13 protein-coding genes are annotated in these 16,254 nt (G+C 43.9%); 4 read left to right on the top strand and 9 right to left on the bottom strand.

What is annotated here, in order from left to right; translation table 11 throughout:
- Window positions 1-25: 25 nt before the first annotated feature.
- Both gcvH and gcvP read left to right on the top strand, forming a co-directional pair.
- On the top strand, window positions 26-415 hold the full coding sequence (gcvH, locus tag MZ182_RS17090) for a glycine cleavage system protein GcvH (protein ID WP_011788112.1): 390 nt from the start codon (window positions 26-28) through the stop codon (window positions 413-415).
- A gap of 122 nt (window positions 416-537) precedes the next feature.
- Complete coding sequence (gene gcvP / locus MZ182_RS17085; RefSeq protein WP_248066608.1) at window positions 538-3,426, top strand: aminomethyl-transferring glycine dehydrogenase; 2,889 nt, start codon at window positions 538-540, stop codon at window positions 3,424-3,426.
- Between the two features lie 409 nt (window positions 3,427-3,835).
- Here gcvP and MZ182_RS17080 read toward each other — a convergent pair whose 3' ends face one another.
- The 6 genes from MZ182_RS17080 to MZ182_RS17050 all read right to left on the bottom strand — a co-directional run bounded on the left by MZ182_RS17080 (window position 3,836) and on the right by MZ182_RS17050 (window position 8,577).
- Window positions 3,836-4,258, bottom strand: a complete 423-nt coding sequence (locus tag MZ182_RS17080; RefSeq protein ID WP_248066610.1) for an Imm26 family immunity protein — start codon at window positions 4,256-4,258, stop codon at window positions 3,836-3,838.
- 368 nt (window positions 4,259-4,626) lie between these two features.
- Window positions 4,627-5,124, bottom strand: coding sequence for a hypothetical protein (locus MZ182_RS17075; RefSeq protein WP_248066611.1), 498 nt, complete (start codon window positions 5,122-5,124; stop codon window positions 4,627-4,629).
- Between the two features lie 6 nt (window positions 5,125-5,130).
- Complete coding sequence (locus MZ182_RS17070) at window positions 5,131-6,456, bottom strand: ATP-dependent nuclease (protein ID WP_248066614.1); 1,326 nt, start codon at window positions 6,454-6,456, stop codon at window positions 5,131-5,133.
- A gap of 54 nt (window positions 6,457-6,510) precedes the next feature.
- On the bottom strand, window positions 6,511-6,936 hold the full coding sequence (locus MZ182_RS17065) for a hypothetical protein (RefSeq protein ID WP_248066615.1): 426 nt from the start codon (window positions 6,934-6,936) through the stop codon (window positions 6,511-6,513).
- A 471-nt stretch (window positions 6,937-7,407) separates the two neighbouring features.
- Complete coding sequence (locus MZ182_RS17055) at window positions 7,408-7,938, bottom strand: SMI1/KNR4 family protein (RefSeq protein ID WP_248066617.1); 531 nt, start codon at window positions 7,936-7,938, stop codon at window positions 7,408-7,410.
- A 393-nt stretch (window positions 7,939-8,331) separates the two neighbouring features.
- Window positions 8,332-8,577, bottom strand: coding sequence for a DUF3297 family protein (locus tag MZ182_RS17050; RefSeq protein ID WP_006080205.1), 246 nt, complete (start codon window positions 8,575-8,577; stop codon window positions 8,332-8,334).
- 259 nt (window positions 8,578-8,836) lie between these two features.
- Between MZ182_RS17050 and MZ182_RS17045 the strand changes: the two genes are divergently transcribed.
- Window positions 8,837-9,247, top strand: coding sequence for a ribosome recycling factor family protein (locus MZ182_RS17045; protein WP_248066619.1), 411 nt, complete (start codon window positions 8,837-8,839; stop codon window positions 9,245-9,247).
- A 53-nt stretch (window positions 9,248-9,300) separates the two neighbouring features.
- Here the strand turns inward: MZ182_RS17045 and MZ182_RS17040 are convergent, their stop codons facing one another.
- Window positions 9,301-10,965 carry a methyl-accepting chemotaxis protein gene (locus MZ182_RS17040; RefSeq protein WP_248066621.1) on the bottom strand — a complete coding sequence of 555 codons (1,665 nt, stop codon included), beginning with the start codon at window positions 10,963-10,965 and terminating at the stop codon, window positions 9,301-9,303.
- A gap of 292 nt (window positions 10,966-11,257) precedes the next feature.
- Here MZ182_RS17040 and MZ182_RS17035 point away from each other — a divergent pair, with 292 nt between their 5' ends.
- Window positions 11,258-13,444 (top strand): OsmC domain/YcaO domain-containing protein, encoded by a 2,187-nt coding sequence (locus tag MZ182_RS17035; protein ID WP_248066623.1) that lies wholly within the window; start codon window positions 11,258-11,260, stop codon window positions 13,442-13,444.
- Between the two features lie 138 nt (window positions 13,445-13,582).
- Here the strand turns inward: MZ182_RS17035 and MZ182_RS17030 are convergent, their stop codons facing one another.
- Both MZ182_RS17030 and MZ182_RS17025 read right to left on the bottom strand, forming a co-directional pair.
- A complete protein-coding gene (locus tag MZ182_RS17030; RefSeq protein ID WP_248066625.1) occupies window positions 13,583-14,044 on the bottom strand; it encodes a TlpA family protein disulfide reductase in 462 nt (153 codons plus the stop codon).
- A complete protein-coding gene (locus tag MZ182_RS17025) occupies window positions 14,044-16,206 on the bottom strand; it encodes a TonB-dependent receptor plug domain-containing protein (protein WP_248066627.1) in 2,163 nt (720 codons plus the stop codon). The genes MZ182_RS17030 and MZ182_RS17025 overlap by 1 nt, the downstream gene beginning before the upstream one ends.
- Between the last annotated feature and the right edge of the window lie 48 nt (window positions 16,207-16,254).

Below are 16,254 nucleotides of genomic sequence, written 5' to 3'. Positions count from 1 at the left end.
AAAAACGGAACAAGGACCAAGAACAATGAGCAATATTCCGACAGAACTGAAATACGCCTCTTCACACGAATGGATCCGCAAGGAAGAAGACGGTAGCTACACAGTTGGTATCACTGAGCACGCCCAAGAGCTGTTAGGTGATATGGTTTTCGTTGAACTCCCAGAAGTGGGCGACACTGTGACGGCGGGTGATGACTGTGCCGTAGCTGAATCAGTAAAAGCGGCGTCTGACATTTATGCCCCCATTTCTGGCGAAGTGATTGCCGTGAACGAAGCGCTGGAAGATTCTCCAGAACTCGTTAACAGCGACGCTTACGGCGAAGGCTGGTTCTTCCGCGTAATGCCTTCTGATGAAACAGAAGTTGACGCACTGCTCGATGCAGAAGGTTACCAAGCTGTTATCGACGAAGAATAATCGTCGACGCTAACGAAGCCCTTAGGGGCTTCGTTTGTTTTAGCACAAGTTTGACATAACAATAGCCCGTTAATCAGTACCCTACAGTCCTGAGTTACGGCAAATCTGGAACAAGGTTTAACATGACCAAGCAAACCCTCACTCAGTTAGAACAGCACGATTTATTCCTACGTCGTCATATCGGCCCTGATAGCAGTCAACAGCAAGCCATGCTGAACTATGTTGGTGCCGAGTCACTGGATGATTTGACCGCGCAAATCGTGCCTGAGTCGATCCGTTTAAGCCAAGAGTTGAGCATTGGTGATTCCTGCGGCGAAGCCGAAGGTATTGCTTACATTCGTGGTTTAGCGAAACAAAATCAAGTCTTCAAAAGCTACATTGGTATGGGTTACTACGGCACCCAAGTCCCGAATGTGATTTTGCGCAACGTCTTAGAAAATCCAGGTTGGTACACGGCCTACACGCCCTATCAGCCAGAGATCGCCCAAGGCCGTTTAGAAGCCATTCTAAACTTCCAACAAGTGTCGATGGATTTAACCGGATTAGATTTAGCCTCAGCGTCACTGCTTGACGAAGCAACTGCTGCGGCCGAAGCGATGGCGCTGGCCAAGCGGGTTTCTAAAGCGAAAAAAGCCAATATCTTCTTCGTTGCCGATGATGTGTTCCCGCAAACCTTAGACGTAGTGAAAACCCGCGCTGAGTGTTTTGGTTTTGAAGTGGTGGTAGGCCCTGCATCTGAGGCCGTTAACCATGAGCTGTTTGGTGCTTTGTTCCAATATACTAACCGTTTCGGTCAAATCACTGACTTCACTGAATTATTCGCCGAATTGCGCGCCAAGAATGTGATTGTAACTGTGGCTGCTGACATCATGTCGTTAGTGTTACTGAAATCACCGGGCGCTATGGGCGCCGATGTGGTCTTCGGTAGTGCGCAGCGTTTTGGCGTGCCAATGGGCTTTGGTGGTCCACACGCTGCCTTCTTCGTGGCCCGTGACGAACATAAACGCTCTATGCCTGGCCGTATCATTGGTGTGTCAAAAGACGCCCGTGGTAACCGTGCACTGCGTATGGCGATGCAAACTCGCGAGCAACATATCCGCCGCGAAAAAGCCAACTCAAATATTTGTACTGCACAAATTCTGTTAGCGAACATGGCGTCTTTCTACGCCGTATTCCACGGCCCTGATGGCCTGAAAACTATCGCTTCACGTATTCACCGTTTCGCCGATATTTTAGCGGCAGGCTTACAAGCGAAGGGTGTGAGCTTAGTCAACAGCACTTGGTTCGATACCCTCAGCATCAAAGGCTTAGATGTTGCTGCCGTGAATGCGCGCGCACTGGCCGCTGAAATGAACCTACGTTTTGATGCCGATGGCACTGTGGGCGTGAGCTTAGATGAAACGACACTGCGCACCGATATCGACGCCCTGTTCGATGTAATTTTAGGTGCCGGCCATGGTTTAGATGTTGCCGCGTTAGACGCGCAAATCGTTAGCCAAGGTAGCCAATCGATTCCTGCTGCACTCGTGCGCCAAGATGCGATTTTAAGCCACCCAACCTTTAATCGCTACCAAAGCGAAACCGAGATGATGCGTTATATCAAACGTCTCGAAAGTAAAGACTTAGCACTGAACTACTCGATGATTTCACTGGGCTCATGCACCATGAAGTTAAACGCAGCGGTTGAAATGATCCCCGTAAGCTGGCCAGAATTTGCCAACATGCACCCCTTCTGCCCACTGGATCAAGCCAAAGGTTACACTCAGCTGATCGAAGAACTGTCTTCATGGTTAGTGAATGTAACGGGTTACGATGCCGTGTGTATCCAACCTAACTCTGGCGCTCAAGGTGAATACGCTGGCTTGTTAGCTATCAAGAAATACCATGAGTCACGTGGCGATGCGCACAGAAACATCTGTTTAATCCCGCAATCTGCCCACGGTACTAACCCTGCATCGGCGCAATTAGCCGGTATGCAAGTGGTGGTGACGGCGTGCGATAAGCAAGGTAACGTCGATTTAGAAGATCTGAAGACCAAAGCTGCCGAAGTGGCTGAAAACCTGTCTTGCATTATGATCACTTACCCATCGACCCACGGTGTGTATGAAGAGTCTATCCGCGAAATCTGCAACATTGTGCATCAGCACGGCGGTCAAGTGTACTTAGATGGCGCCAATATGAACGCACAGGTCGGCTTAACGTCTCCTGGCTTTATCGGTGCCGACGTATCACACCTTAACCTGCACAAAACCTTCGCGATTCCACACGGCGGCGGTGGTCCTGGTATGGGCCCAATAGGTGTGAAATCACACTTAGCCCCATTCGTTGCGGGTCACGTTGTGGTGAAACCGGGCCGCGTGAGCGACAACAACGGCGCCGTATCGGCTGCACCTTACGGTAGCGCTGGCATTCTGCCAATAAGCTGGATGTACATTAAGCTGCTTGGTTCAAACGGTCTTAAAAAGTCGACCCAAACTGCGCTGTTAAATGCTAACTATGTGATGAAGAAGCTGTCGGAACACTACCCAGTATTGTTCCGTGGCCGTAACGATCGCGTCGCGCACGAATGTATTATCGACCTACGTCCACTGAAAGAAGCCTCAGGCGTGACCGAAATGGATATCGCTAAGCGTTTGAATGACTACGGTTTCCACGCGCCAACCATGAGCTTCCCGGTTGCGGGAACCCTGATGATTGAGCCGACGGAATCTGAGTCTAAGGTGGAACTCGATCGTTTCATCGACGCTATGGTGTCAATCCGCGCTGAAATCGCCAAAGTGGAATCGGGCGAATGGCCAGCGGACAACAACCCGCTGCACAACGCACCGCACACTATGGCCGATATCATGGACCCAGAGTTCGATACGCGTCCATACAGCCGCGAAGTGGCCGTGTTCCCAAGTGCAGCAGTACGCACTAACAAGTTCTGGCCAACCGTGAATCGTATTGATGATGTGTACGGCGACCGCAACTTGTTCTGTGCTTGTGTGCCGTTATCAGACTATGAATAATGGCTACTTGGCCTAGATAATTTGGCGTTGAATGAGGCTTTCGCATAGCTCGAAATAGAGAGTTTGACACCAGTCAACTCCGCGCGAAAGCTTTCAATCCGCCTTGCATTAGCTTCGCCAGCAACGCAATTATGATGTAGTTGGCTTCAGCGAATTTGAAGCATAAAAAAGCGACCGAAAGGTCGCTTTTTTGTTGCCTGCCGCAGGATTCTGCATGCTCTTGACGCTCTTGTATGAGCTACACCTGTGACACGCCGCCTAAGATTTAAATATTAGCGTCTTTGTAGGCTCCCATGTGTTAGAAGGTCACTGGTGCAACAATGCCTATTCTGGTGTAACGGTTGAGCACAGAGTTATGCTTGTTCTGACATTTCCCAAATACGAGACGCTGGCTGATAAAACGGAGGTGTTATAGGCTTGCCAATAAGCTATTAACAAGCTCGAAACCATACACCTCCATTGAGGTATAGTTATTATACTCAGAGACAGGGATTCGTTTAATTTCTTCCTCTCCCTTATATAGTCCTCCTGCGTAATTAAAGATCCTTAACTCGTCTTTATCTTCGGTCAGGTCTGCATGTCCAATTATCTCCCAAGAACCATTTTTTACATTTTGATTCCCAGTAAATATAACTTTCATCTCTTTCCCCATATCCATGATAGGAATAGGGCGAAGTACGTTATCACTTTTAAAAACTTTATTATCCTGTACAAATAGGACGCAGAAACCTATGACTTGCTTAAACTTCCCTTTTGGGGCAAAAACAATTTGGCAGATGGTAAATTTACCCTCTGTAGGAATAATAAAAATATTACCTTCTTGATATCTCATTTTCACAATCTTTTACCTCTTAGAATAGAAAGAGCATTATCCGTATCTTATCACCCCAATCATAACTTTCTACTTTAGAAGGGCTAAATTGTGCAGTCCACCTTTAATGATTTGAATTTTATTTCTGCTGAGTTTAGTGGTGCTAAATGGCTTTATCGTGGCTTCTGGCAACGGTATTTCCTAATTGCCTGCCGCAGGCTTTCGCATTCTCTTATAAAAGCTACACCAGTGACACGCCGCCCATGTTGTAAACATTAGTCGTCCTGTAGGCTCTGCTAAAACATCCTGTTTTAGAAGGTCACTGGTGCAACAATGCCAGTTCTGGTGTAACGTTTGAGCACAGAGTTATGCCTGTTATGTCTTTTTCTTTATTCAGGAAGTAAAAAGGTCTCAATTAAACTTAAAGGTTCTTTGAATGCGATTATTAATTCATCAAGTTGTTCACAATTACTTAATCTTTGAATATACTTACTCATTTCTTCTTTACCGATGTCAGTGAAGTTATAGTTAAGTAATGTGCTTTGGTGCTCTGATAAGTGTTCAGTCATTTTATCAAAGCTTGTTTTTTGGTTACATATCAATTTTCGTCCATGCTCTGTTAGTTTTGTGTAAGGTTCGTCAATAAACTCTAGCCACTTATTTTTTTTCGCTATTATCCAAAAGCATTCTGGCATTAGTCTTTCTAAATCAGTACATACATTTAGTCCATCAATTTTTAATAGAGCTTTTAAATCTACATTTGGCCTTAGCTTTAATCGCTTAATATTAGGTGATTGAACAGCATCATCAAGCATTGAGTAAGCTTTCAATCCAGCATCATCATTATCTAATATTATTAAAGCTTTAACTTTATCACTTGAATTCACATGTTTTTACTGGAGGAAGAATGCTTTTAGTCTATCTGAAGCAGAGCTAGCGCTATTTCCTGCATCAGAAGGTACATATATATGCACTTTATCATTTATTCCTTTTGCTTTTAAGAGTCGATTAAAAACTCTCTTATCACTCATACCTTCAAGAAATAATTGTGGAAGCCTTAATTTATTTATTTTGTTGGAAAGTTCATTTTGGACGTTAATGTATTCCTTTTCTCTAGCTAACCATTCAACTTTTTTTTCTTCAATGATAGGAGCAATTAGTTGCAAAAAGCCCATATTTCCATGTAGTGAGTGTTCGTTAGTTGTATTTACATGAGTTTCATTATTTTTTTGTTCAACATAATAATTGATGGTTTTAATGTGTTCTGGAAGGTTTTCAGATGATCCAATTGAATATATTGCTGGTGAGTGTGTGGTTATTAGTACTTGGGTGTAACTTTTAGCTACAGAGATCAACTGTCTGTTAAGTTCAAAACAAGATAAAAATTCAACATTATTTTCAGGTTCTTCGAATGCCCATATTTGGGGTTTAATAGTATTTCTTCTAGAAGAACTTTGTTTTCTAGAGGCAATAAAGGAAAGTATCATAGGTATATGTCTTATTTTTATACCATCTCCACGTCTAGTTAAGGGGATGTCGTCAGAATTAAACTCCAATGCACCAAAAATGTTTCTTAGATTTTTAGGTAATTTGACAACGTTACTTCCAGTAAACTCTTTATCAATTTCCATAGTTAAATCTTTAACGTGACTATTTATCTCCTCCTCAAAACTAGAAGCAGAACGATGAAGTCCTCGGTCTGAAAAGTTAGCAAGAGAATCATAAAGTTTTACCTGTAGATTCTGAAAGTAACTCCAATCTTTTGTGGCTGGAATATATTCAAAATCTATAGCAGATAAAAGTGAAGGAATCTTGCTTCTAGCAGGGAATCCTTTTGTCCGCTTTTGAATTTGACTATTTTTTACGATGCAAAGTCCGCTTTCCTCTAAGTCAAATCTCACACCAGTATCGCGCCATGCTTTTCTCCAATAAACATGATCTTGATCTAGTTTTTGCCTGTAACTTGCAGGCAGTTTTAGTGCTAGCTCAATGACAACCTCTTGTGCTCTTTGGTTATATTTGGGAGCGTATTTGTTATGGTCATTATCAAAATTAAATTCAATATTATAGTCAGTTTTATTGTTAAAAAACAAATTAAGTGCTCTTAGAATATTAGATTTTCCTGCATCATTTCTGCCAACAAAAGTTGTAATTTCTTCAACCTTAAATGTTTGGTTTGAGATGGAACGGAAATTTTTAATAGTTATTAATCTTATCATTGTCAATCCTGCTAGCTATTTTAGTAAGTATGTAACGATAAAGTTGCTGTTGTTTCATTCCCTTACTTCACGTTTACTCAAACATCTTTGTGCGACTTGATAAATAATTTGTTCTACTTGTTGCTGGGTAAAGGCTTGGGTTCTGAGTGTTGGAATAGTGTCGACTAATTGTTTGTGGTTCAGCTCTTTATAACAAAGATGTGGGAACGGTGGTTTCGATTGACTTGTGACATACCAGCCGGGGAATACGAGTACTGGGGTTGAGGATACTGGTGTTCCTGTAGCTTTAGTTAACCATTGGCTGATCCCTTCTCTTAAAAAGAGTGCCAGCCGTTCGGCTTGTTCTATGGGATTGGTTTCTATCCACGAGAGGAAGTTTAATCGCCCGTCTTTGCTCCGCGCATACATAACTCCAATAGTGACAAACATGCTGGATAGGATGATCACTACCGATAAAAGATTGTTAGTAAAATCTGCCATTTACATCCTTGAAATCAAAAGGTTTAGCATTAATTCCATTACTTACACAGGCTTCCCCTGTGCTGATTTAGCTGGGTGACAGAGGTGGCTGTTAAGAGGGGTGAGGCAGATAACTGATTTGCTTCTTCATCCCTAAATAGCGTGCTCGATATTGGTGTTCGAGTGTGGCTCTGTGTTTTCCTTAAGTGACCACACTTTAACCTGCTCGATACGGTTTAATCAATGCGTTTTGTCACAAAAGCTCATTTTAAATAACAACTTGTGATCATTTGGCGGAAGATAAACATAAGGTTGAAACTTCGGTGTTAGGTAGGCAAATAAAAACGGCCAATCAGATTGGCCGTTGTTATGCTCCCGCTCTTTGCGCTAAAGCTTAACGATAAAACGCTTCAACTGTGCCTTTTACTGCGAGTAGCAGTGGTTGGCCGAGACAGTCCAATGATTTATTGCGGATAACCATTTATTTTTTGTTTAAATTTTTTCAAAGGTAATATTTTTAGGGGGGAAACTATTAGGTAATGATCCTGATCTTATTTTTCTTAACAATAAACCAGATAATAGAGAGGTTATATTTTCATCAAAATATTCTACATCTGGCGATCTAGATGCGATTATTGCTGTGCCCCATGTATCACTGTCTTTTAGATCGGAAACAACCCAAAATATGCAATCACCATTATCCGTTATTCCTATCGGTAAAAGGCCATTAATTTTTGGATAGAGGTTATATTTAAAATACTCTGGGTCTTCATTATTAAGGTAATTGAAATCCTCAATAATTGTTTTCTTCTGCTCAAAAAAATCAAGGTCATAATTTGTAGTAAATGGATTGAATATCGCAATAAAATCGGCAATTCTTCCTGTGCCATAATGATTAATAAACGCAATATAATCCCTAGGAAAACTAAGATCTTCATCTATAGAAGGCCAAACCTTACCAATCCCAGATTCATTAGGGAAGTTAGGGGGAGTTAAAATGCTATTTAATACAGATAGGGTCATGATCTACATTCCACGAGGATTAAGAAGAGTAATGTTTTCAAAGAAATCACCACTATCTTGAGCGTTTACTGTTATACCTGCCGGTATTCTGGAAGGACCTTTATATATTGGAGTTACCGAGACATCAACTATTTCTCCTCTTTCTAACATTTTTCTCTAGTAAATCCCCAAATAAACTTGATGATATTCAAATAAGTAGACATGCATACTGCTGTTTGATTTAATCCATTTCGCCAAAAACCGACTGGATAGCTGTTCCGAATGGTAGTTAACTGCACTCGTGCAGTTTCAGCAAGTAGTATTGAATTAGTATCATTTGCTGCTGGGCAAACAAAAACGGCCAATCTAATTGGCCGTTGTTATGATCCCGCTATTGCGCTAAGGCTTAACGGCTTAACGATAAAACGCTTCAACAGTGCCTTTTACTGTGAGCAAAAGAGGTTGGCCGCGACGGTCTAAGGATTTGCTTGGCACTTTTACCCAACCTTCACTGATGCAATATTCTTCGACATCAAAACGCTCTTTGCCGTTGAGCTTAATACCGATATCGTGCTCGAAAATTTCTGCCACATGGTGTGGGCTGCGTGGGTTAACGGAAAGGCGATCCGGTAAAGCTGGTAATGATGTTGTGTCGGTCATGGTCGTGATCTGTCATTGTCTATAGTGAAAAAGCGTGCGCTATTGTAGGCAATCCCAGCGCAACGCTCAAGACTTTAACTGTGACTGATTGCGCTGCATGGGATAAGTATGGGCAGCATTTGTTAGAGAACCTTATTATCCTGATAGGATACAGTGCTACACTTTCGCGCTAGGTATTTTATGGCGCTTGAATGTTAAGCCGACCTTACCCAATTGCCATGAAAGTATTCGATAAACCAACAGTTATTCATCACGCGTTATGAACGACGACATTACTATCTCGCTGCCCTCGCTTATTCATCGAATTGGGCGCGAGGCGGTTAAACAAGCTCAAGCGATTGCAACTCAGTATGATTGCGAGCTTAAGCGTGTGCGGCGTTCGAGGAATTGGTGCATTGTTGGCGCAGCGATCAAGATCCAATCCTGCACTGCCCATTTACAAGCCGAGCAGCGACTGATGGCTGATGGTGCATTTCGTTATCTTATTCAAAAGCTTGAGTCAGCTTTGCTACAGTATGCAGACAAACTTGAACCATTAGATGCTAAGCTGATTCGGCTTATCACAGACAACCCTGCGATTACCTTAGGTGAGTTGATGCAATTGACTCAATGCACTGTCACAGAGGCCAGATTGGCACGTTTTCAAGCTGACTCTTCGCATTTTAAGTAAACCAATGGGTTGCTACTTTTCATTCTGATTTCGCAACCCATTGCGACATAGCTTTAAATTTTAAACTGACCGACGAGCTTACCTAAGTTTGTTCCTTCCTGTGATACGGTTTGGCTCACTCTGGCGGCATCTTCGCTAGAGTGAAGTAGCTCATTCACAATCTCTTGGATGGCGTACACATTACGGTTAATTTCTTCGGTGACAGAGCTTTGCTCCGTTGCTGCGGTGGCAATTTGGGTACTCATATCGTTGATTGCTGTGACTGCCGATGTGACTGAGCCAAGGCTTTCAGAGATAGCGCGAGAAGAGTCTACCGAGCGCACGCAGCTTTGCTGACTTTCTTCCATTGTTTTTACGGCCTGTGCGACAAGTTTGTGCAGTTCAGAGAGCATTTTATTGATTTCTAATGTGCTTGATTGGGTGCGGCTCGCTAAGTTACGCACTTCATCGGCCACCACGGCAAAACCTCGACCTTGCTCACCCGCGCGGGCCGCTTCGATAGCAGCATTTAATGCCAATAGGTTTGTTTGCTCAGCAATACCGCCAATCACTGACAGCACGTTGTTGATTTTTTTAGACTGTTCGCTTAAGGATTGAATGCTACCCGCGGCATTATTGATTTGCTCCATCAAGCCTGCAATTTCCTCTAATGAGGCATCGACACAACGCTGAGCGTTGGCGACATCACCTGTTGCGGCTTGGGTTGCTTCGGCCACTTGGGTGGTATTTTGTGCCACTTCGCTTGCTGTGGATGACATTTCAGTAATGGCCGTTACCACTTGGTCGGTTTCATTGTTATGGCTGATAAGTTGGCTCGACATGGCTTTGGTTTGGTCATGAATCGCATTCGCTGCCGATTTAACTTTGGCCGTTGCACTGGCGACATCGCCTATGATGGTTTGAAGTTTATCGACAAACAGGTTAAACGATTGGCCGAGTTTGGCGATTTCATCTTCCCCTTTGACGGTAAGGCGCTTGGTTAAATCGCCTTCGCCTTTGGCGATATCGTTTAGGTTATCGGCCATATTTTTAATCGGTGTGACCATACGATGGGTTGTGATCATGATGATAAAAGCGGTGATGCCAGCAAGGACAAGCGCAATCAACAGAATTGCAAAGGATTTACTCATCATTTGCTCAGTTGCGGTGGCGCGATAATCCTCAACGACCGCGTCGATATCATCAATATAGGCTCCAGTACCTAACATCCAGTCAGTGCCTGGGATCATCATGGAGTAACCGAGTTTTTCTATTTGCTCCTTGGTGTTAGGTTTTTCAAAATAAAAGGAGAAGTTGCCATCGCCATTTTTAGCGGCATCGAGTAAACCGACAATAATTTTTGTGCCGCGAGGATCTGTCATATCGATTTTATTTTGCCCTTCGAGGTTGGGCATCACGGCGTGGAAGAGGTTCTTGCCTTGGGAATCATAGATAAAAAAGTAGCCTGCACTACCAAAACGAATATCACGCAGTGCTTGGTTTACGTTGCCATTTTCCTTTAACGACAGTTGGTATTGTATTATCCCGGCGGCAATTTCGGTTGCTTCTTTGATTTGTGCTTTACGCTCGCCAATCAGTTTCGTTCTAAAGATAGTGACTTCATCGGCGAGGGCGTCTTGCTCGACATAGTAAGTGACAGTCATTAGGACACATAAAGTAAAGAGCAGGGGGAACAGCGATAATAATAGTAATTTATTACGTAGACTAAAATGAGGCATATCTGAATACTCCAAGATGAACATCGCTTTTACTGCGGGGAGTATAGCTAATATTCTCTCTTTCTTAGTGCTTAGGTTAACAAAATTGTCATACTCCGACTAAAAGCCTGCTTTTAGCTTACCTTGATGACAGGTTTACCCCTGTAAATCCCTCGTCGAATTTGTTTAACATAATTAACCCAAGACTAATGGGCGAAAAACACCGATAATTCACCCCTAATGACTCATTACCGATGAAGCGTCTTGGTTAATGGCTGCTACAGACTCACATATTTAGTGGAAATCATATTCAATGGAAATCAAAGTTAATTTTCTCGACAATCTTAGACTTGAAGCCAAGTTTGATGATTTTACCGTGACCGCCGATCAGCCGATCCGCTACAAAGGTGATGGTTCTGCCCCTAGTCCGTTTGATTATTTTTTAGCGTCATCAGCCCTGTGTGCGGCCTATTTCGTGAAGGTATATTGCAAAGCCCGTGATATTCCAACGGATAATATTCGCCTGTCGCAAAATAATATTGTTGATCCTGAAGATCGCTATAACCAGATTTTCCAAATTCAGGTTGAGCTACCCGAAGATATTTCCGATAAAGATCGCGAAGGTATTTTGCGCTCGATTGACCGTTGTACTGTTAAAAAAGTGGTACAAACGGGGCCAGAATTTAAGATTGAAACCGTTGAAAACCTCGATGCCGATGCGAACGCTATGCTGATGGGACATTCTGAGGGTGAGAGCAGCACTTATATCTTGGGTAAAGATTTACCGCTGGAGCAGACCATTGCCAATATGACGGCGATGCTCGCCGATCTAGGCATGAAGATTGAAATCTCATCCTGGCGCAATATTGTGCCGAACGTGTGGTCACTGCATATCCGCGACGCAGCCTCGCCAATGTGTTTTACCAATGGCAAAGGCGCAACCAAAGAAAGCGCGCTGTGCTCGGCACTCGGTGAGTTTATTGAGCGGTTAAACAATAACTTTTTCTATAACGATCAGTTCTTTGGCGTTGAGATCGCCAATAGCGAATTTGTGCATTACCCCAATGAAAAGTGGTTTGTATTAGAAGAAGACGATTCGCTGCCAGCAGGGATTTTGGATGACTATTGTTTAGAGATTTATAACCCAGATGAGGAGCTTTGCGGCTCGCACTTGATTGACACCAATTCGGGCAATATCAAGCGCGGTATCTGTGCGATTCCTTATACCCGTAAATCCGACGGTGAAACGGTTTACTTCCCGTCAAACCTGATTGAAAACCTCTTCTTAAGCAATGGTATGAGTGCGGGAAATAACCTTAACGAAGCCCATGTGCAGTGTTTATCAGAAATTTTTGAACGTGCCGTTAAACGCCAAATCATTGAGCAAGAAATTGTCTTGCCCGATGTGCCTATGTCTGTGCTGGAAAAATACCCTAGCATTTTGGCTGGCATTAACGGTTTAGAAGAACAAGGTTTCCCCGTGGTGGTAAAAGATGCCTCACTCGGCGGCCAGTTCCCGGTAATGTGTGTCACTTTGATGAATCCGAAAACCGGTGGTGTATTTGCCTCTTTCGGCGCGCACCCAAGCTTTGAAGTGGCGTTAGAGCGCAGCCTAACGGAATTGCTGCAAGGTCGCAGCTTTGAAGGGTTAAACGATGTGCCAAAACCCACCTTTAACAGTATGGCGGTGACTGAGCCTGAAAACTTTGTTGAGCACTTTATCGACTCAACGGGCGTGATCTCTTGGCGCTTTTTTAGCAGTAAGCATGACTATGAGTTCTGCGAATGGGATTTCTCCGGTACTAACGAAGAAGAAGCGGAACGCTTATTCGGCATCTTAGAAGACCTAGGGAAAGAGGTGTATATTGCTGAGTTTACCGATTTAGGCGCCTCGGCCTGTCGTATTCTCGTGCCTGATTATTCTGAGATTTATCCTGTTGATGACTTGATTTGGGACAACACCAACAAGGCGTTGGCGTACCGTGAAGATATCTTAAATCTGCATTCATTAAGCACTAAACAACTGGCTAATTTGGTTAACCGTTTAGAAGAAAGCCAACTCGATAACTATACGGATATTCGTACCCTGATCGGCATTGTATTTGATGAAAATACCGTGTGGGGTAAGCTGACGATTATCGAGCTGAAAATATTGATTTATTTGGCACTGGGTGAGCATGAAGAAGCCCTGGAGTTGGTCGGTGAGTTCCTGCAATTTAACGATAACACGGTTAAACGTGGTTTGTTCTACCAAGCGATGAATGCCGTGCTGGAAGTGACCTTAGATGAAGACCTCGAACTCGAAGACTTTATCCATAATTTCACCCGTATGTTTGGTGAGGAAGTGATGAATGAGGTGGTTGGCAGTGTCACAGGTAAAGTGCGCTTTAGCGGACTAACCAAGACCAGTATGCAACTTGAGGGTATTGAGCCGCACTTAAGGCTTATTGAAAGCTATAAAAAACTGCATCAAGCCCGTAAAGCTAAAATGGTTAATTAACCTGATTTATTGACTGATAACTCGGTATCTAAAGCGAACTCTAGGGTTCGCTTTTTTGTAGTGACAAGCGGTATAGCGTTGCTGGATCAGCGGTGAGAAATCTGCTACGAATGCGCTTTTATCTGCAAACCCTATCATTTAAGTCGTAGGACAGAGTTGTGCTTTTAGCTCATCTTCACTGGTAAAACCGCGATATCCCTTCACCAACTCTCCCTTTGCATTTAACAGCAGTAGGATCGGGGTTGCGGGTATGCCGCCCATTTCTTTGAGTAACTCTGGCGGTGCGCGGTAGGCTTCAAAGGGAAAATTAAGCCGAAATAGTGCACGCTTTAGCGTTAAATGATCGCCATTCACCCCCAGTGCAACAGGGTGAATAGGCTGACCACAATCTTGCTGTAGTTTTTTGAGTACTACGGATTGTTTGATACACCAAGGGCATTCAGGCTCAAAAAACATGATTGCCGTAGGCTGGCCCTCAAGATGGGAAAGGTGAGTGAGTTTTTGGTCACGCAGAGATTGAAACTGATAGTCGCGGGTAAGCTGCGCCGCCTGTAGAGGCGCGGCGCAGCAAACTAGCACTAATATGATTTGACGTAACATTAGAAGGCTAACTTCATGCCGGCGTAAATCTCTCTGCCACGCAGCGGTCCGTAGATATATCCCACGTCAAAGGCACCTTCAGCATCGTAAAAAAGCGGTGTTTCTTCATCACCCGCTTGGGTGTAATCAAATAAATTGCTGACACCACTGTAAAGGGACAGATATTCATTTAACTGATAGCTAACACGTAAGTCTACTGTGAGGTAAGACGGTGCATCCGTGGTTTTTTTAGAGTCAGGATCGACTTGACCATTGGCATCTAAACGGTTGTAACCTTCATAACCATATTTGGATAAATCACGACTGCCCACCCAAACAATATTAGCGAAGAATTCCCAATCGTTGACATCCCAGTCGAAGGTGAGCGTAAGCCTTTCCTCTATTGGTGCAATTGCATAGGATGATTTGAATACCGAATCGTAATCAAAATGCTCAGCCGTTAGGCTTAATGTCATGTCATCGGTTAAGCGGTAACCTAATGCAATATCGCTGGTGATCACCGTCGCTTTTTCATCGAGCTGAGTGAGTAATGGAATACCAAGGTCATTGGTGGTTAATGCGGCAAGATGCTCCACCTCTGTCCATGCGATAGAGGCGGTAGAGGTGAGTTTTTCACCTTCATAACTTAATGCATAGCTGGCTGAGTTTGAGCGTTCTAACTCGTCGATATCAATGTCAAAACCCAGTGAACCGTCTAATATGCCGTGGTCGGTTTCAAAGAAGGAGAGTGGGGCACGATAGCCTCGTCCTGCTGTGACCCGAGAGGTCCATTCATCATTGTGACGTAGGCGTACATCCAGTCGTGGGGACAGAATGGATTCATCGAGTTCAGTACCCGGTTTGTTAGGATCGGTAAAATCGGCGGTGATAGTGTCGTAACGTAGTGCCATGGCAATTTCGAGTGCTTCAGTTGCTTGCCATGTATCCTGTATATAAACCCCTTTCACATCATAATCAAAGGAGTCAGAAGCATAATTGGGGTTGGCGCTGCCTGCGCGGGAGTGGGAGCGCATTTCTTCGGTGCGTAAATCTGCGCCAAAGGTCAGTAGTTGGTTTTCTGTCAGTAGGTAATTAAAACGCGCATCGAAGAACCACATTTTGTCTTCGGCGGTATAATCAAAACCTTCATAGAATGAGTCTTGCTTATGTTCGGCATAGCTTGCGGCTAAATGCATATTCCAGTCATCGCTGAATTCTTTAAGCCAAGCTAATGAAGCCTCATTACGCTCTGTTTTGATCCATTCAGTGGTTTCCCATGCTTTACCTGTAAATGGTTTGCGAACATCCCCATCTTCAAACAGTTGTTGTGGTTCACTAAATTGATCGTCAAAACCGGATAATACATTGCCAATGCTTGAGGCTGTGCCATCGGCAAAGGTGCTCCCTAACATAGGCCCACCAAAAATTTCTGATTGAATATTGGCAATACGTAACACGAGATTGTCTGTGTCTGTGACGTCCTGTGACACTCTGGCGGTTAGGCTGCGGTTTTCTTGCTGCGGCGCTTCGTTGACCTTGTTATGATCGGCGTCAAACTGATCTCTATCATCGTATTGGGCAACTAAAGTCGCACGGGTACGGCCATCTTCACTCACTCCCTTACCTAGGAAGCCCATTTTCCGATAACCATTTTCACCCGCAGATACATCGAGTTCGGCACCATTTTCTGTGGGTTCGTAGCTGATAATATTGATCGTGCCACCAATCGCTTCGGGAGCAATTAATGACGCGCCCGCCCCACGGGCAACTTCAATACGTTCTATCCCTGTGGTAGGGATAGCATCTACGGCATAGTAGCCCGAGATCATGGTATGTACAGGTAAGCCATCGACTAAAATCGTGGTTTGCTCGCCTTTCATACCGTTCAGCATAATGCGTTTAACACCACACATTGAGCATTCGTTAGAAACCTTTACTCCCGGCGAGTTATCAATCGCTTCTGATAAATTAACGGCATTTTTGTTTTCAATCGTGGTGGCGTTAATCACCTCGGTTTTCATTATGGTATTGGCTAATGTTCCTGCTTGTTCTAGCCGCTGCCTAACTCCGATAACACTCATACGTTCAATATTTGCTGTTTCAGCGCTATCAACTTCTTCAGCGACCACCAGTTGTGGGCTGAGTAAAATGGCTAAGATTGTGGCCAGATAAGTAGGTTTCACTCTCGTTTCTCCGTAAAATAGAAAGTGGCGCCATAGTATGCGAATGAG

Source organism: Shewanella sp. JNE2, from assembly GCF_023159115.1.
Lineage (GTDB): Bacteria > Pseudomonadota > Gammaproteobacteria > Enterobacterales > Shewanellaceae > Shewanella > Shewanella putrefaciens.
The sequence above is the reverse complement of the archived record's forward strand: the minus strand, read 5'-3'. Positions and strand labels throughout refer to the sequence as shown.